This window comes from Lactiplantibacillus daowaiensis, from assembly GCF_005405085.1.
Taxonomy (GTDB): Bacteria; Bacillota; Bacilli; order Lactobacillales; family Lactobacillaceae; genus Lactiplantibacillus; species Lactiplantibacillus daowaiensis.
The window spans coordinates 13,931-31,522 of record NZ_BJDJ01000003.1; the positions used below are offsets into that span (position 1 = coordinate 13,931).

Consider the following 17,592-nt stretch of genomic DNA (forward strand, 5'->3'; position numbering starts at 1 on the left):
AGGAATTTGCCGTATGCGGCCACTACAAACTGAAATTATTAATGCGTTACACGTTGCGCCATCGATCGATCCTCAAACTGAGATTCGGCGCAGTATCGACTTTTTAAAAGCCTATCTTAAGAAGAATACCTTTTTAAAGACCTATGTCTTAGGCATTTCGGGTGGCCAAGATTCAACCTTAGCTGGTAAATTGACCCAAATGGCGATTGCTGAAGTGCGCCAAGAAACCGGCGATGCTGAGTATCAATTTATCGCCGTGCGTTTGCCTTATGGTGACCAGGCTGACGAAGCCGATGCCATGGACGCGATTAAGTTCATGCAAGCGGATGTCGTTGACCGTGTCGATATTAAGGGCGCCACTGACGCGATGGTTGCTGCTTTAGAAGCCAATGACTTAACGGTCCATGACTTCAATAAGGGTAATATTAAGGCCCGGCAACGGATGATCGTCCAATATGGGATCGCTGGTGAACGCCATGGTGCGGTTGTTGGGACCGACCATGCGGCCGAAGCCGTGACCGGTTTTTACACGAAGTACGGTGATGGTGGTGCCGATATCGTGCCATTGTATCGGTTAGATAAACGTCAAGGTCGGGCGATGTTAGCTGAACTAAATGCACCAGAACACCTTTACAAGAAGGTCCCAACCGCTGACTTGGAAGAAGATCGGCCAGCTTTACCTGATGAAGTGGCGTTAGGCGTGCATTATGATGATATCGATGATTACCTCGAAGGTAAAACGATTGCTGATGATGCCGCTGAAAAAATCGAAGCATGGTATTTGAAGACGGCGCATAAACGGCATGCCGCCATCAGTGTCTTTGATGATTTTTGGAAATAAATTACATGGGCGACTGGTCATATTTAAGTGACCAGTCGTTTTTTAGATGGCGATTGATTAGGTAGTTAACAGATTGATATCAACTAAATCTAGGTCGATATGAGTAGACAGGATTAGGGTTATCCGTTATACTAACGGTACAATCATAAGGGAGTAACTAGCAGGTAAACCTGCGGCAATGTCGTCAGCAAGAAGCCAATCCGGTGTTGTCTTAAATAGTGAGACTTATGTATGTTCACATTTTTGCGTGCATACATGAGTCTCATTTTCTATATCTAGAAGATGAGACTCAGATGCGGGGAGGAGATTTACATGTCAAAATTAGTACCAAATTATCAACAACCGATGACCGTGATTTATCAAGATTTAGAGACGGATGAACACGGTTTAAGTCAAACTGAGGCTCAGCAGCGGCTGACGAAGTATGGGCACAATGCCTTGAATCAACAAAAGTCGACCACGATGCTGCAAAAGTTTATGGCACAGTTCAAAGACTTTATGATCATTGTCTTGTTGGCGGCCGCCTTGATTGCGGCGTTTACAGGTGAAGTTGTCGACGCCATCATTATTTTATTGGTGGTTGTCTTAAATGCTATCTTTGGGGTCTTTCAAGAATCTAAAGCTGAAGAAGCGATTAATGCGTTAAAAAAAATGGCCGCCCCGGATGCGACTGTTTTGCGGGATGGTAAGCTCCAGACGGTCAAGAGTGATGAGCTCGTTCCAGGCGACGTCATCACGTTAGAAGCCGGCGATATTGTCCCTGCCGATGTGCGTCTAATTGAGAGTGCGTCACTAAAAGTTGAAGAATCGGCCTTAACAGGTGAATCGGTGCCTGTTGAAAAGGATGCCACCTTAGTCGGCGATACCGAATTAGCGATTGGTGACCGTTTAAACATGGCCTACATGAACAGTAATGTCACTTATGGACGTGCCACTGGGATGGTCGTGGCGACCGGGATGCAAACGGAAGTTGGTCGCATCGCCGGTATGATCGAAGCGGCCGACGAAACCACAACGCCATTACAGGCTAACTTGACCCAATTAGGAAAATCATTGACGATCTTGATTTTAGTCATTGCCGCCGTGGTCTTTGGGATTGGGATGCTACGTGGTAGCGAAAGCTTGATCAACATGTTACTAACGGCCATTTCGTTAGCCGTTGCGGCGATTCCAGAAGGGTTGCCAGCAATCGTGACGATCACATTGGCGTTAGGCACGCAACGGATGGCCAAGCGGCATGCTTTAGTACGGAAGCTACCCGCGGTTGAAACATTGGGTAGTACTGATATTATCGCATCGGATAAGACCGGGACGTTAACGCAAAATAAAATGACGGTTGAAAAGCTTTACGTCAACCAACAATTAGTGGATGCCCATACGACCAAGTTAGCCGATGACAGTCGGTTAGCCCAAGTCATGATTTTAAGTAATGATACAAAAATCATGGCAGATGGCTTAGCTGGTGATCCAACTGAAACGGCTTTAGTCCAATATAACTTGGATCAACAGTATCCAGTTGACCAGTTGTTAACTGACCGTCCGCGGGTCAATGAAGTGCCATTTGATTCAGAACGAAAATTAATGTCAACGGTCCATCCATTGACTAATGGGCAGTTTTTAGTCGCCGTCAAAGGCGCACCTGATGAATTACTCAAGCGGGTGACCCAAGTTGAAGTTGACGATCAAGCCCAACCGATCACGAAACCATTACGTGACCAAATCTTGGCGACTAACCATGAGTTGGCAACGCAAGCCTTACGGGTTTTAGCATTTGCCTATAAAGTGATCGACGTGGTACCAACGACCGTCAATTCTGAAACCATCGAAAATGACTTGGTCTTTGCGGGAATGGTCGGGATGATTGACCCTGAACGGCCAGAAGTCGCCCAAGCGGTTGTTGAAGCCAAGTCAGCTGGGATTCGACCATTAATGATCACTGGGGACCACCGGGATACGGCTGAAGCGATTGCGGCTCGACTTGGAATTATTGAAGCTGGCGATGATGCCGCTGTGATCACGGGGGCAGAACTTGATGCCATGAGTGATGCGGAATTCGGTAAAAAAGTTGGCGATTATTCAGTTTATGCCCGGGTTGCCCCTGAACATAAGGTACGGATCGTGAACGCTTGGCAAAAGCGTGGTAAAGTCGTGGCCATGACCGGTGATGGGGTCAACGATGCCCCAGCTTTAAAGGCCGCTGATATTGGTATCGGGATGGGCATCACCGGGACCGAAGTCTCCAAAGGGGCTAGTGATATGGTCTTGGCCGATGATAACTTTGCCACGATCGTGGTCGCGGTTGAAGAAGGGCGGAAAGTGTTCGCCAATATTCAAAAAGCGATTCAATACTTGTTATCCGCGAACTTGGGTGAAGTGTTGACGTTATTTATGATGACGATGTTAGGCTGGCAAATCTTAGCACCGGTGCATATCTTGTGGATTAACTTAGTGACGGATACCTTGCCAGCGATTGCGTTAGGTGTCGAACCGACTGAAAAGAATATTATGCAACAAAAACCACGGGGGCGGACCTCGAACTTCTTCTCCGGTGGGGTCTTCTCAAGTATCATTTATCAAGGCTTGCTTGAAGGTGGAATTACCTTACTGGTCTACTGGTTGGCATTAACGTACCCAGTACATGCTAACGTGACCCAAGCGCATGCCGATGCGTTGACAATGGCCTTTGTGACCTTAGGCTTGATTCAGTTGTTCCATGCCTTTAACTCGAAGTCGATTCATCAGTCGTTATTTACCGTTGGCTTGTTCCGTAACAAGTTCTTCAACTGGGCGATTCTGATTGCCTTTGCCTTGTTAGCCATGACGGTCGTCGTGCCAGGCTTTAACAGTATTTTCCACGTGACGAACTTAGATGCGTACCAATGGGGTATCGTGTTTGCGGCTTCCATCTCGATGGTCGTGATTGTGGAAATCGTTAAATTCTGCCAACGGCGTGTGCTAAAATAAGACTAAGTTTTATCGTAGTCGATTTTAAATAGAAAAGAGTTCAAAACATGAAAAAAGCAAGTATGGCAACCTATATGCCAGTATTAACTAAAGTGATTGAAACCACTGAAAAGATGGGCGAACAAATGAATCCTTCTTTTGAAAAGATTCGTCAAGCTATCGATGACGATGCGGTCGCTAAGATGGTACCCGCTGAGTTCAATGATATTCAAATGGAATTCACGGATGGCACGGAACAGTACCAAACTAACTTGGCGAACTTGAAAAAAGCCCCAGTACCAGCTCGTCTGATTGGGAAACACCGGAACTTGATTGCCGCTTATGAAACTTATGTTGAAGCTTGTGCAGCCATGACGGCTAGCTTGAACATTGAAGACACGACGGTTGACGTCGCGGCCTTCAACCAAGCTGAAAAAGATCAAGAAACGGCCATGGATCATGTTTCTACCGATGTCCAACGCATTATGGCAATGGTCATGTAATCACAAGTTAAGCGTAGCTGGTTAATCCCAGTTGCGCTTTTCTTTCGCAAAAAAATCAATTCAAGCGCGTATAATATAGTAGATAAGCTAAAAGATTGGGTGAAATTTATGGATAATCAAATTTTAAAATTAGTCGAACAAACCATGACGACCTTGAAGCCGCAACAAATCAAAGCCGTCTTGAGTTTGATGGATGAAGGCAATACTGTGCCATTTATTGCCCGTTATCGAAAAGAACGTACTGGTGACTTAGATGAAGTCGCCATTCGAGATATCAAAGCTAACTATGACCGCTTAGCGACGTTGGAAGGCCGCAAAGCCGATGTCATTAAATTAATCGATGAACAACAACACTTAACGCCCGCTTTAAAGCAGGCTATTTTAAAAGCTGAAAAATTACAAGATGTCGAAGATCTGTATTTACCATACAAACAAAAACGGCGCACCAAGGCGACGATTGCAAAAGATGCGGGGTTAGAACCTTTGGCAGCGTGGTTATTGCGCTTTCCGCAAAGTGATGTGTTGGCGCAGGCCCAGCAATATATCAATGCGGCTAACGACGTCTCGGATGCTGAGGCCGCTTTAGCCGGTGCTCACGAAATTTTAGCCGAAGCGTTTGGGGATAACGCCCAATTGCGTAACTGGGTCCGTAACTATACCCGTACTAAGGGTGAACTAGTGGTTAAGGTGAAGCCTAAAGGCAAAGCGTTGGATGAACAAGGCGTGTATCAACAATATTACGACTTTACGAGTCCCTTGAAGCAATTAGTATCGTACCGAGTGCTAGCCATTAATCGTGGTGAAAAAGAAAAAGTGTTGCGTGTGAGCTTAACCGTGGACCAAGCGGGTATTGACCGGTACTTACATTTCCGTTTTGTGGGACAGCATCAAGGTCCCACAGTTGCGGTGATTGAGGCGGCGTATCAAGATGCGTATAAACGCTTTATTGCGCCTGCCATTGAACGCGAATTGCGGAATGAATTGACCGATGCGGCTGATGACCAAGCGATTAATGTTTTTGGTGATAATCTGTATCACTTATTGATGCAAGCGCCATTAAAGGGGCGGGTGGTCTTGGGCTTTGATCCTGCTTATCGGACGGGATGCAAGTTAGCGGTGATGGATGCTAACGGGAAGTTTTTAGATAAACTCGTGATTTATCCACATAAACCTGCACCGACGGCTAAACGCGAAGCGGCCGCTGGTGAGTTCAAAGCCTTTTTAGCGAAATACAACGTTGAAATGATTGCAATCGGTAACGGGACCGCGTCACGTGAATCCGAAGAATTCGTGGCGAACATCTTGAAGACTTTGGATCGCCCAGTCTATTACGTCATCGTCAATGAAGCTGGTGCTTCTGTGTATTCTGCCAGTGAGAATGCCCGCGCTGAATTTCCTGATTTACATGTGGAACAACGCAGCGCTATCAGTATCGGCCGCCGCTTGCAAGATCCATTAGCGGAACTGATCAAAATCGATCCGCAAGCCGTTGGGGTCGGTCAATATCAGCATGATGTCCCGCAAAAAGCCCTCAATGAACAACTCGATGTGGTCATTGAAACGGCGGTCAACCAAGTTGGGGTTAATTTGAATACGGCGAGTCCTGAATTATTAACGCATATTTCAGGGTTATCAAAGACGATCGCACAAAATGTCGTTGCTTACCGTAATGATAATGGCGAATTTAGTAGTCGACCACAGTTGAAAAAGGTGCCCCGCTTAGGCCCTAAGGCTTATGAACAAGCGGTCGGGTTCTTGCGGATCATTCATGGCCGCAATGTCTTTGATAACACCGACATTCATCCTGAAAGTTATCCTGCAGCTAAAGCATTATTAACTGCGGCAAACTTGGCCTTGACCGATGTCGGCACCCCGGCAGCCCAAAAGTTAACGCAAGTTGATTTAAATGCGGTTGCAGCGGCCACCGGTGTTGGCGAATTGACCTTAAAAGATATTATTGCCAGCTTACAAAAGCCGGGCCGTGATGTTCGTGACACGATGTCCGCACCATTGTTACGGCAAGATGTCTTGAAGATGAGTGACTTAAAGCCTGGAATGCAACTCCAAGGGACCGTACGCAATGTTGTCGATTTCGGCGCGTTTGTCGATATCGGTGTTAAACAAGATGGCTTAGTGCACGTCTCGAAGTTAACCAATAAATATTTGAAAGATCCACGCCAAGCTGTTGCGGTCGGTGATATTGTGACGGTCTGGGTCGAACAAGTTGATGAGCAACGCCAACGGATCGCCTTAACGATGATTGACCCGCAGGACGTCGCACATGACGAATGATGACCTGCAACAATTAGTAATGCAGATTTCGCTAACAGCGTTTAAACGGCCGTTCAAACATCAAGCGACTTTTAATGCTCGCTTGCGGACGACGGGTGGGCGCTATCAGTTAGAAAGTCACAATATCGATATTAACCCCAAAATGTTGACGGACTTTGATGAATCAGTGTTAGTCGGGGTCATTAAACATGAACTGTGTCACTATCATTTGCACTTAGCTGGCCGCGGGTACCAACACCGCGATGCGGCCTTTAAAAACCTGTTAGCCCATGTCGGTGGGTCACGGTATGCGCCAACGCCCAAGGCTAGTTCTAAAGGCCAACCGTATCGCTATCTGTATCAATGTCAACGCTGTGGTCAGCAGTATCCGCGCAAACGCCGGATGGATACGAGTCGCTATACGTGTGGCCGTTGCCGCGGACCCATTAAGTTGGTTTGAAAAGGTTTGCTTATCTGATGGGGATTCGATAGAATTAGCTTAACTATTTAGAAATTTGGAGGTTATCATCAATGGAAACTATCAAGATTGGGATCGTCGGTCTGGGGACAGTCGGCACCGGCGTGGTCAAAATGTTACAAGCCCATCAAGCGAAGATTTCTGAGATTACCGGACGGAATCTCGAACTCGCTTGTGTGGTGGTTCATAATTTAAAGAAACACCAAACAGCTGATTTAGGGGATGTGCGTTTGACCGACCAAATCGACACCTTGATCGATGACCCCGAAATTCAAATTATGGTCGAAGTGATGGGGTCGATTCATCCCGCCAAGGAATATATCACCCGGGCGTTGCAAGCAGGCAAGCACGTGGTTACGGCGAATAAAGATTTAATTGCCCAATACGGCCGTGAATTAGTCCAAATCGCCCGGGAAAACCATCGCGACTTGTTCTATGAAGCCAGTGTGGCTGGTGGGATTCCAATCTTACGGACGATTGATAACAGTTTTGCCGCTGACAAGATTCAACGGGTGATGGGGATCGTCAATGGGACGACTAATTACATCATGACGCAAATGTTAACGAAACAGTGGTCTTATGACCAAGCCTTGAGTTCCGCACAAGACTTAGGCTTTGCGGAGAGCGATCCAACTAATGATGTTGAAGGACTCGATGCTGCTTACAAGATGATTATTTTGACGCAATTCGCCTTTGGGATGAGCTTGTCGATGGACCACGTTAAAGTCCAAGGCATTACCCATATTAGCCCCGAAGATATTGCCGAAGCGCACCAACTCGGTTATACCATCAAGTTGTTAGGCATTGCCGAAGAAGTCGATGATCGGATTGCGGTCTCAGTCGGCCCCGTCTTAGTTTCTGATCAACACCCATTAGCCACGGTGCAAAATGAAAATAATGCCGTCATGGTTACGGGGACTGCCGTGGGCGATACGATGTTTTATGGTCCGGGTGCTGGGGAATTACCAACGGCCAACAGTGTGTTGAGCGATATTACCACGGTCACGAAGAATATTGCGTTGAATACGACTGGGAATACGTTTAACTCCTACCGGCAAGACACGGTGTTAGCCGCACCTGAAGATGTGATTTACCCGCACTTTATTGCTTTGAAGATGCGTGATGTGCCTGGGATGATGATGCGATTAACTGAAATCATGACGAAGGCGCAAGTTTCCTTTAGTCGGATCATTCAAAACCAACTAGGCGATGGCAATGCGCGGGTCGTGATTATTACCCATGAAATGAACGATCAACAATTGGCCGATATTACAGCGGCGATTGCGGGTCAAGCAAATATGCAACTGTTAGCAAGTTACAAAGTTTTGAAGAACGCGTAGGTGACGGCAATGTTAACAATTTCAGTACCGGCCACTTCTGCGAACTTAGGTCCCGGCTTTGATTCGATCGGGCTGGCGTTAGACATGCAATTAACGCTAACCGTCTTAGGCCCTAGTGCGACTTGGCAAGTGGATCATCCTTATGGTAGTCATGTCCCGCATGATGCTCGGAACTTAATGATCAAAACGGCGCTATCGTTAGTGCCTAATTTAACGCCACAACATGTGCAAGTGACATCCGAGATTCCCTTGGCCCGCGGGCTAGGGAGTAGTTCCACAGCCATCGTGGCCGGCTTAGTGCTAGCCAATGAACTTGCTGGAGCACCGTTTACGAAGCAAGAATTGCTCTTAAAAGCAACTGAATCCGAAGGGCATCCCGATAATGTGGCACCAGCGATTTTAGGTGGCTTAGTTGTGGCGACTTATGCCGACAAACAAGTTCAAGCGGTGCAATTGCCAACGCCAACTTGGTCTGCCAGTGTCTATGTCCCGAATGAAGAGCTATTAACGTCAGCGAGTCGTGAGGCGTTGCCTAGTCAGTTAGCTTATGGTGAAGCGATTGCTGCTAGCAGTATTGCCAATACGTTAGTGGCTGCGTTAGCCACTAAAAAGTGGGACTTAGTCAAACCACTGTTGGAACAAGATCGTTTCCATGAAACGTATCGCTGGAATCTAGTGCCAGCTTTGGGCACGATTCGTCAGACGGCGCATGCGTTAGGGCTAGTTGGTACTTATCTAAGTGGTGCTGGGCCAACGATTGTGACGCTGGGCGCGCAAGCTGACCTGGTCAAATTGCAACAAAAATTACAGCAAAATCCAGCATTAACGGGGCAATATCACTTATTGCCGATCGATGCTGCTGGCGTAAAAGTTCATAAATCTTAATTTAAGCTTGTCAGACTCACAACATTTTGTTAAAATGGTTTTTGTGAGTTGATGCGGCCATGGCGGAATTGGCAGACGCGCAAGATTAAGGATCTTGTCGGGGTTAACCCGGTGGAAGTTCGAATCTTCTTGGCCGCACTAAGATAAAGACGATGTTGGTAGTCAAACTATCAATGTCGTTTTTTTGTATTATTTAAGTAAATAAATGTATTGTTTCAGTAAATGCGAACATACGTTTCAAATGATATGCTAAGATACAAAGGAATCAGACAATAAAATAAAGTGTTGAACAATCATATGGGGCGTAAATATGACTTATACAGTGCAACAAATTGCGGATTGGTTTATTGCAAGTAGCCGTGCTGAGTTGCGATTAGATGACTTAGCCGAGCCATTGACTAAAATGAAACTACAAAAATTACTCTATTTTGCGCAAGGGATTAATTTAGCGATACACAACCAACGTTTATTTGATAGTGACTTTTATGCTTTTGCACATGGACCGATAACTCGTGAAATTCAGCAACGATATACGGGAAAAGATTTACCAGAATTTTCAGCTAAGGTTACTGAGCAACGCGAATATGCACTGGCTAATAACTATGATGAAGTTTCAAAAAATGAAGCTGTGACCGAAGTTTTAAGTTTTGTATGGCAAGAATATAGTGGCTATACTGCGGCGAAGTTGAGAAACCTAAGCCATATTCCGAATGGACCTTGGGCGAGTGTGTATCGGCGTGATGAAAAATGGATTAAGATGTCTGATCAAACGATTGGCCAGTTCTTTAAAAAGAATGTGGTTGAATGGGATTAAAAAGTCGGCACCAATCTACAACTGATCGTCATTGGTTACAACAGATTTCGGGAGATAAACGAGTTGCGTGGAATTTTTCTTTCTTATCAAAAGAGCCTCAATTTAATTTTCTAAATCAAGAACTAGTGTTGGCAACACTCCTGAAAAAAATGCAGGAGCTTAATGCTGTTAGCGTTGTTGCAATGTTAAATCTGCCTAAATCGGCAGGTATTGAGCGAATTGAATGCCGCAAAGTTAATGGGCCATTAAAACGAAAAATGATACCAATGGAATTTGGCAAATTACGTCAGCAATTGGCAGGAGATAAATATTGTATAATTCGCTTTAGCCGGAGTGGTCGAATCGTTGGTCAAATGATTGACCAAACCTTTTATCTTTTTTGGATTGATACGACGCATAGGTTGTACAATGGCTAAATAAACGATGGCTAGGGGTGAATATGAAAAAGCATCGAAGAATCATTATCAAATCTTAAGACATCCTATAAATCATCAAATTACTTAAGAATTTCTAAAGCAACCCCTAAAAAACAGCCGCGTTTTATAAAAAAACATAAAAAATACGCTAATTTGATACACAAAAAGTGATACAGTCTTCTGTATCACTTTTTGTGTATCAATATAAACCCTTTCATAGCGGTATTTACCAATTAGTGTATTTTGGCACGGAAGTTGCATATATATTAGTGAGTGCAAAAAAGATTGCGCTTACAGTATCACAATAAATTTAGTTACAGGCTATTTAGACATTATTTATTCATTTTCCTATGACTGTAACAAAAAATAGGAGGTACAAAGATGGTAGGCATTATCATTGCTAGTCACGGTGAATTCGCCAAAGGTATTTATCAATCCGGATCAATGATTTTCGGGGAACAAGAAAACGTTCAACCGGTTACGTTGATGCCAAGCGAAGGACCTGATGACATCAAGGCCAAATTGGAAAAAGCAATTGCTTCTTTCGATGACCAAGACCAAGTCTTATTCTTAGTCGACCTTTGGGGCGGCACACCTTTCAACCAAGTCAACGGCTTGTTTGAAGCACATAAGGACAAATGGGCGATTGTTGCTGGTTTGAACTTACCAATGTTAATTGAAGCATATGCGTCACGGCTTTCAATGAACTCAGCACACGAAATTGCTACTCATATTATTGAAACAGCAAAAGACGGTGTTAAGGTTCGTCCAGAAGCATTGGCACCTAAAGAAACCAAAGCTGCGGCAGCTGATACTTCAGCTAACGCAGGTCGTCCTGGGAAGTTCGAATACGTGCTTGCACGGATCGACTCACGTTTACTTCATGGTCAAGTTGCGACTGCCTGGAGCAAGACAGTTAACCCAACTCGGATCATCGTTGTTTCTGATAACGTTGCCAAAGACAACTTACGGACACAAATGATTATCCAAGCGGCGCCAAACGGTGTTAAAGCACACGTTGTGCCAATTGATCAAATGATCAAGTTAGCTAAGGATGACAAACATTTCGGTGGTCAAAAAGCCTTGTTATTATTTGAAACCCCTCAAGATGCTTTGAGAGCAATCAAGGGTGGTGTACCGTTGGATACCTTGAACGTTGGTTCAATGGCCCATTCAGCTGGTAAAGCACAACCAAACAAAGTTTTAGCATTTAGCCAAGATGATATCGATACGTACAAAGAACTTGAAAAGATGGGCATCAAGATGGATGTTCGTAAAGTTCCTACCGATGGTCAAGAAAACCTTGATCACATCATGGATAAAGCTGAAAAGATGTTACAAGAACAAGCTAAATAATTAAACTATCGGAGAAAAATGGAGGATTAAATCATGAATTTGAACGCGATTCAAATGATTTTAGTCGTATTCGTCGCATTTTTAGCTGGTATGGAAGGTATTTTGGATGAATTCCATTTCCATCAACCAGTTGTTGCCTGCACGCTTATCGGCTTAGTAACCGGACAATTAGTCCCATGTATTATTTTAGGTGGTAGTCTTCAAATGATCGCCTTAGGTTGGTCAAACGTTGGTGCCGCTGTTGCGCCCGATGCCGCATTAGCATCAATCGCATCTGCAATTATTTTAGTTCTTGGTGGTCAAGGCCGTGCCGGGGTTTCCTCAGCTATTGCCATTGCCGTACCTTTAGCTGTTGCTGGTTTATTACTTACCATCATCGCTCGTACTTTAGCAACCTTAATGGTTCATGCAATGGACCGTGCTGCTGAAGAAGGTAGCTTTGGTAAGATTGAAATGTGGCAAATTGCTGGTATCTGTATGCAAGGGTTACGTATCGCTATCCCAGCTGCTTTAATCTTAGCCGTTGGTGCTGGTCCTGTTAAAGCAATGTTGAACTCAATGCCTACTTGGTTGACTGATGGTTTGTCAATCGGTGGTGGGATGGTTGTTGCCGTTGGGTATGCCATGGTTATCAACATGATGGCTACTCGTGAAGTATGGCCATTCTTCGTTTTAGGTTTCGTCCTTGCTGCTATTTCTGAATTAACGCTTATCGCTTTAGGTGGTATCGGTGTTGCTATGGCCTTAATCTACTTGAACTTATCCAAGATGGGTGGTTCTGGTAACGGCGGTGGCGGTTCAAATACCGGTGACCCTGTTGGCGATATCATCGACAAGTATTAGTGAAGGAGGAAAACTAAAATGGCTGATCAAATTAAATTAAGCAAATCAGATCGTATTCATGTTTGGTGGCGTTCGCAGTTCCTCCAAGGTTCATGGAACTATGAACGTATGCAAAACGGTGGTTGGGCTTATACCTTAATCCCAGCTTTGAAAAAGTTATATACAACTAAAGAAGACCGTGCCGCTGCTTTGAAGCGTCACTTGGAATTCTTTAACACTCATCCTTACGTGGCTTCACCAATCGTTGGTGTTACCATGGCACTTGAAGAAGAACGTTCAAATGGGGCTCCTATTGACGACGTTACCATTCAAGGGGTTAAAGTTGGGATGATGGGTCCTTTGGCTGGTGTTGGTGATCCTGTGTTCTGGTTCACTGCTAAGCCTATCATTGGTGCCTTAGCTGCTTCCCTTGCATTGGGTGGTAGTATCATGGGTCCTATCTTGTACTTCGTTGTTTGGAACGTTATGCGGATGGCCTTCATGTGGTATACTCAAGAACTTGGCTACAAAGCTGGTTCTGCAATTACTGATGACTTATCTGGTGGTATCTTACAAGACATTACCAAAGGTGCTTCTATCTTAGGGATGTTCATCTTACCTGCCTTAATCGAACGTTGGGTCACGGTTGACTTCAGCCCGGTTAAAGTTTCAACGATCAAACAAGCTTCTGGTGCTTACATTGACTGGGACAAATTGCCAGCCGGTGCTAAGGGTATCAAGGAAGCTTTGACGGAACAAAAAGCTGGTTTATCATTGGACAAGTACAAGGTTACGACCTTGCAAGATAACTTGAATCAATTGATTCCAGGTTTAGCTGCCTTATTGATTACCTTCCTCTGCATGTGGTTATTGAAGAAGAAAGTTTCTCCAATCTGGATCATCTTCGGCTTATTCGCCTTTGGTGTTATCATGCACGTTCTTGGTGTTATGTAAAAAGCAATTAATTCAATCTGAGTCACTGACTTAGGTCGTAGGGATGGACTCCTTGGGGTTCATCTCTTTTTGTTAAACGGCGCCTTTGCGAAAAAGCTGCCGGCGCCGTATAATCGGTGTTATCACGAGAAAGAAATGGAGTAAGTCAAATGGTTCAATCTATTAATACGAAAGTCGACTTAGTAATCGCCGGCAATTCTCACTTGGGGTTAACCGATTATGGCAAGATTATGATCGGTGATAAAGGGTTTGAATTTTATGATGATCGCAATGTTAAAAATTATATCCAAATTCCTTGGGATGAAGTCGATAGTGTTATCGTTTCCGTGATGTTTAAAGGTAAGTGGATTCCACGGTATGCGTTAAAGACGAAGAAAAATGGGACTTATGCGTTTTCTTCCAAGAATCCTAAGAAAGTGTTGCGAGCTATTCGAAAATATGTTAAACCGGATCATATTGTTCGCTCGTTATCATTTTTCGATGTGTTGAAGCGGGCCTTTAAAGGTAAAGATCGCGATAGTTATTTGAAGTAATACCTTGAAAAGTTTGCCGTGATAAAGCGACAAACTTTTTTTGTTGGTGTCATTTGAACTTGAAAAGCGCGTATAATTAACCTTAAGAGAGAATCAGTAAAAAAGTAGGGTGATCAGATGTTAGTTCGAATGATTGGATTAATCTGTATTGCAGTTAGCATTTGGCAGTTATATGCAGTCCGCCAGGCATTTTTGGACGTTAAGCATCATGGTAATGCGGCGACTTCAACCTTTATTGCTTATGGGCTGTGGACTGGGTTAACATTCGCGATTATTTTCTTGATTGGCGGATTCATGTTAATGATTGCTGGTTTGAGTTGGTTAGGTTAGCGCGACAAAGTCGTCAGTGAAAGCTGATGGCTTTTTTAATACACTGTTTTTAGGGATAATGCGGTGAAGTGCAATTAGCTAGCGAAATAAACCGCTTTCGAGACTAGCAATAGTGTGTCAGCCACCGGTGTGTTAAACTAGACCATATTAAAGTGTATCTCGATACACTGATACTGTAAAACGGTTACAAAAAGGAGCGGACGTCATTGACTCGAAAAGCACGTATTTATGAGTATCTGTGTCAGCATGGGGACGCTAATGGGATGACCACCAAAACGGTGGCGGAAGCCTTGGATTTAGCGCGCTCAAATGTGAGTAAAGAATTGAATACACTCGTCCGAGATGGCGACTTGCAAAAGTTAACTGGTCGCCCAGTCCGGTATGTGCCATTAACTGATGGGACCGCGATGACGACAGCCATGCCTGATACCGACAGCCCAAGTACGACCAGTGCGACCACCACGGTGACGAAGGTGAAGCCGCGTCCAGCTGCGGTGGCGACGCCAAATTATGATACGACTCATGATATTTTTGACAGTATGATTGGGGCTCAAGAAAGTGAAAAGAATCAAGTTGAACAAGCCAAAGCGGCGATCTTATACCCACCGCGCGGGTTGAACACCTTGATTATTGGCCCGACTGGTTCTGGTAAAACCTACTTTGCCAACACCATGTACCAGTTTGCTGAATCCCAACAAGTGCTGACGAATGCACAAGGGTTGATTACCTTTAACTGTGCGGATTACGCCCATAATCCAGAACTTTTGATGTCACATTTATTCGGGTATATCAAAGGATCCTTTACTGGGGCCAATGAGGATAAAGATGGGCTGATCCAAGAAGCTGATGGCGGGATGTTGTTCTTAGATGAAGTGCACCGCCTGCCACCAGAAGGGCAAGAAATGATCTTCTACTTTATGGATCATGGGACGTATTCACGTTTGGGTGAAACAGCCAAGAATCATCATGCCAATGTGCGGTTAGTTTGTGCGACGACCGAAGACCCGAAGAGTTCATTGCTGCAAACCTTCGTGCGGCGGATTCCAATTACGATTCAGCTCCCAGCTTTTAACGAACGTTCCGCTAAAGAACGGCTGGAACTTTTAAAAGCGCTCTTATCACTGGAAGCCAACCGGATCAACAAGCAAATTCGCTTGACCGAAGACGTGGTGCAAGCGTTACTGGGCTCAGTGACGTTTGGGAACGTCGGGCAATTAAAGTCCAACATTCAGTTGGTCTGTGCCCAAGGCTTTGTGAATAGTCTGGAAAATGACAGTGAAATCGATATTACCATGGATGACCTCCCGGAAAACATTCGCGGTGGGCTCGTCACGGTCGCTTCTAACCGACATGAACTCGGGGCAATTTCAGAATTACTCGATCCATTTTTGATTGTGAAACCAAATGACGGGCCGACGCCGATTCGCAATAAGAATGACAACTACGAGTTACCTTATAATTTATATGAAATTATTGGTGATAAAGCGTCATTATTGCGGCGAGAAGGGCTCGACAAAGAACACATCAATCGGTTTATTACGACGGATATCAACTTACATCTGAAGTCATTTTATAAGCAGACGCAAATGAATGTGTCGCCGGAAAATAAATTGGCTGAAATCGTTGATCAAGATGTGATTGATTTTACCAAGATGGCCCAAGCCACGATTCAAGAGATGCTGGGATATAACTTTAAGGACAACTTTATTTACGCCGTCAGCTTGCATATCAGTTCCTTTATTAAGCGGATTCAGGCTGGTAAGCCAATGCGGCAAATGAGTGAAGATATGTTGGCGATGGTCAAAGATTATCCCGCTGAAATCAAAGCAGCGGAGTATTTGAAACAATCACTTGATGAACGCTATCACTTACCAATCCCGCAATCGGAAGTTTATTATTTAGCCATTTTATTGATTTCATTAAAATCGATGCAACTGGATGGTAAGGTCGGCGTGTTAGTCGCTGCGCATGGGATGAGCACGGCATCTTCAATGGCTCAAGTCGTGGGGCAATTACTTGATGACTACGATGTTGGGGCGTTTGATATGCCATTGGATATGGACCCGAACATTGCCTATACTCATATTAAAGATCAAGTCGTCAAACTAGATGCTGGTAACGGGGTCTTGATGTTAGTCGATATGGGGTCGTTAACGACGTTTGGCAAACGGATCGAAGCAGAAACCAAAGTCAAGATTCGCACGATCGATATGGTGACGACACCGGTTGTTTTAGAAGCGGTGCGGAAAGCCAGTTTGATTGATAGTAATTTGGAGACGATTTATCATGAGTTAGTCGGTTTTAAAGGGTATTCACGGATTTCACGTAATTTACCGACGGAAACTGAGGAAACCCCAACGCCAGTACCAGCGACCGCTGATGCGGACCATCGGGCCATCATTGCAATCTGCTCAACTGGCGTTGGCACGGCCGAACGGATTAAGACGATTTTGGATAGTTTGCTCGCGCAAAACTTCATTGAAGGCATTACGGTCTTCCCGGTTTCAGTCGTCAATATGCAAGAGCGTTTGGCTCAAATTGGCCAGTCGTATCAAATCATTGCGGCAACTGGGATTGCTAAGCCCGACTTAGCTGTACCGTTTATCTCGTTAGAAGAGTTGTTGCAAGGCGGTGGCGAGAAGTTCATCGACCAGTTAGCAACGGGGCTAAATGCGCCGCAAAGCAAGCTCACGGACTTACGCGAACTGACACCAGAGTTATGCGAACGGTATTTAGGCGATTACTTTACCTTCTTAAATCCGCGCAAGCTAACGACAATTTTATGGCAGTATAGTGAAACGATTAATCAAGCATTGGCTCAAGCGATGCCGAATGCCTTTCGCATCGACCTCATCATGCACTTAGCTGGGGCGTTGGAACGAACGGCGATTAAAGATGAGATTACCGCACCTGCCGAAGAACTGCCGACGCTGACGGATTCACCGTGGTATCCGATCGTTGCTAAAGCCAATCAAGAAATCACCGACCAATTACAATTACACTTTTCAACGGCGGAAACATATTATATTGTGCAATTATTGGAAACACACCAGGCCGACTTAAAGTGATACACTAATTGGCACGTTTCTTGCATCAATCTTAGTAG

At 44.8% G+C, this 17,592-nt stretch carries 15 protein-coding genes and 1 tRNA gene; all 16 read left to right on the forward strand.

Annotation, left to right across the window (positions count from 1 at the left end; all coding sequences use genetic code 11):
- The first annotated feature begins 13 nt into the window (after positions 1-13).
- The 16 genes from nadE (at position 14) to FFM75_RS02665 (ending at position 17,554) form a co-directional block, all read left to right on the forward strand.
- A complete protein-coding gene (gene nadE, locus FFM75_RS02590; protein ID WP_137627642.1) occupies positions 14-841 on the forward strand; it encodes an ammonia-dependent NAD(+) synthetase in 828 nt (275 codons plus the stop codon).
- A gap of 312 nt (positions 842-1,153) precedes the next feature.
- Positions 1,154-3,805 (forward strand): cation-translocating P-type ATPase, encoded by a 2,652-nt coding sequence (locus FFM75_RS02595; protein WP_137627643.1) that lies wholly within the window; start codon positions 1,154-1,156, stop codon positions 3,803-3,805.
- A gap of 47 nt (positions 3,806-3,852) precedes the next feature.
- A complete protein-coding gene (locus FFM75_RS02600) occupies positions 3,853-4,287 on the forward strand; it encodes a hypothetical protein (protein ID WP_137627644.1) in 435 nt (144 codons plus the stop codon).
- Positions 4,288-4,395: 108 nt separating this feature from the next.
- Complete coding sequence (locus tag FFM75_RS02605; protein WP_137627645.1) at positions 4,396-6,579, forward strand: Tex family protein; 2,184 nt, start codon at positions 4,396-4,398, stop codon at positions 6,577-6,579.
- The gene (locus tag FFM75_RS02610; RefSeq protein WP_137627646.1) at positions 6,569-7,018 is read left to right on the forward strand and encodes a SprT family protein; all 450 of its coding nucleotides are present in this window, start codon (positions 6,569-6,571) and stop codon (positions 7,016-7,018) included. Before FFM75_RS02605 ends, FFM75_RS02610 begins: the two co-directional genes overlap by 11 nt.
- 71 nt (positions 7,019-7,089) lie before the next feature.
- Positions 7,090-8,376 carry a homoserine dehydrogenase gene (locus tag FFM75_RS02615; RefSeq protein WP_137627647.1) on the forward strand — a complete coding sequence of 429 codons (1,287 nt, stop codon included), beginning with the start codon at positions 7,090-7,092 and terminating at the stop codon, positions 8,374-8,376.
- Between the two features lie 9 nt (positions 8,377-8,385).
- Entirely contained in the window at positions 8,386-9,261 is an 876-nt protein-coding gene (gene thrB, locus FFM75_RS02620; protein WP_137627648.1) for a homoserine kinase, read from the forward strand.
- Positions 9,262-9,314: 53 nt separating this feature from the next.
- A tRNA-Leu gene (locus FFM75_RS02625) sits at positions 9,315-9,399 on the forward strand.
- A gap of 172 nt (positions 9,400-9,571) precedes the next feature.
- On the forward strand, positions 9,572-10,075 hold the full coding sequence (locus FFM75_RS02630) for a Panacea domain-containing protein (RefSeq protein WP_137627649.1): 504 nt from the start codon (positions 9,572-9,574) through the stop codon (positions 10,073-10,075).
- Positions 10,066-10,491: a hypothetical protein gene (locus FFM75_RS02635; RefSeq protein ID WP_137627650.1), complete on the forward strand. Its 426-nt coding sequence runs from the start codon at positions 10,066-10,068 to the stop codon at positions 10,489-10,491. The genes FFM75_RS02630 and FFM75_RS02635 overlap by 10 nt, the downstream gene beginning before the upstream one ends.
- 381 nt (positions 10,492-10,872) lie before the next feature.
- The gene (locus FFM75_RS02640; protein WP_137627651.1) at positions 10,873-11,847 is read left to right on the forward strand and encodes a mannose/fructose/sorbose PTS transporter subunit IIA; all 975 of its coding nucleotides are present in this window, start codon (positions 10,873-10,875) and stop codon (positions 11,845-11,847) included.
- Between the two features lie 33 nt (positions 11,848-11,880).
- Entirely contained in the window at positions 11,881-12,690 is an 810-nt protein-coding gene (locus tag FFM75_RS02645; protein ID WP_137627652.1) for a PTS mannose/fructose/sorbose transporter subunit IIC, read from the forward strand.
- Between the two features lie 18 nt (positions 12,691-12,708).
- Positions 12,709-13,623 carry a PTS system mannose/fructose/sorbose family transporter subunit IID gene (locus tag FFM75_RS02650; protein WP_137627653.1) on the forward strand — a complete coding sequence of 305 codons (915 nt, stop codon included), beginning with the start codon at positions 12,709-12,711 and terminating at the stop codon, positions 13,621-13,623.
- A gap of 149 nt (positions 13,624-13,772) precedes the next feature.
- Entirely contained in the window at positions 13,773-14,156 is a 384-nt protein-coding gene (locus FFM75_RS02655) for a DUF956 family protein (protein WP_137627654.1), read from the forward strand.
- Between the two features lie 117 nt (positions 14,157-14,273).
- Positions 14,274-14,486 carry a bacteriocin immunity protein gene (locus FFM75_RS02660; protein WP_137627655.1) on the forward strand — a complete coding sequence of 71 codons (213 nt, stop codon included), beginning with the start codon at positions 14,274-14,276 and terminating at the stop codon, positions 14,484-14,486.
- Between the two features lie 206 nt (positions 14,487-14,692).
- Entirely contained in the window at positions 14,693-17,554 is a 2,862-nt protein-coding gene (locus FFM75_RS02665) for a sigma-54-dependent transcriptional regulator (RefSeq protein ID WP_137627656.1), read from the forward strand.
- The last annotated feature ends 38 nt before the right edge of the window (positions 17,555-17,592 follow it).

Bases quoted from the DNA above. Each gene is read 5' to 3' on its own strand.
- FFM75_RS02655 (WP_137627654.1), top strand. From the start codon at position 13,773: ATGGTTCAATCTATTAATACGAAAGTCGACTTAGTAATCGCCGGCAAT.
- FFM75_RS02605 (WP_137627645.1), top strand. From the start codon at position 4,396: ATGGATAATCAAATTTTAAAATTAGTCGAACAAACCATGACGACCTTG.
- FFM75_RS02635 (WP_137627650.1), top strand. From the start codon at position 10,066: ATGGGATTAAAAAGTCGGCACCAATCTACAACTGATCGTCATTGGTTA.
- FFM75_RS02660 (WP_137627655.1), top strand. From the start codon at position 14,274: ATGTTAGTTCGAATGATTGGATTAATCTGTATTGCAGTTAGCATTTGG.
- FFM75_RS02645 (WP_137627652.1), top strand. From the start codon at position 11,881: ATGAATTTGAACGCGATTCAAATGATTTTAGTCGTATTCGTCGCATTT.
- FFM75_RS02610 (WP_137627646.1), top strand. From the start codon at position 6,569: ATGACGAATGATGACCTGCAACAATTAGTAATGCAGATTTCGCTAACA.
- FFM75_RS02640 (WP_137627651.1), top strand. From the start codon at position 10,873: ATGGTAGGCATTATCATTGCTAGTCACGGTGAATTCGCCAAAGGTATT.
- FFM75_RS02615 (WP_137627647.1), top strand. From the start codon at position 7,090: ATGGAAACTATCAAGATTGGGATCGTCGGTCTGGGGACAGTCGGCACC.
- FFM75_RS02595 (WP_137627643.1), top strand. From the start codon at position 1,154: ATGTCAAAATTAGTACCAAATTATCAACAACCGATGACCGTGATTTAT.
- thrB (WP_137627648.1), top strand. From the start codon at position 8,386: ATGTTAACAATTTCAGTACCGGCCACTTCTGCGAACTTAGGTCCCGGC.
- FFM75_RS02650 (WP_137627653.1), top strand. From the start codon at position 12,709: ATGGCTGATCAAATTAAATTAAGCAAATCAGATCGTATTCATGTTTGG.
- FFM75_RS02600 (WP_137627644.1), top strand. From the start codon at position 3,853: ATGAAAAAAGCAAGTATGGCAACCTATATGCCAGTATTAACTAAAGTG.
- nadE (WP_137627642.1), top strand. From the start codon at position 14: ATGCGGCCACTACAAACTGAAATTATTAATGCGTTACACGTTGCGCCA.
- FFM75_RS02630 (WP_137627649.1), top strand. From the start codon at position 9,572: ATGACTTATACAGTGCAACAAATTGCGGATTGGTTTATTGCAAGTAGC.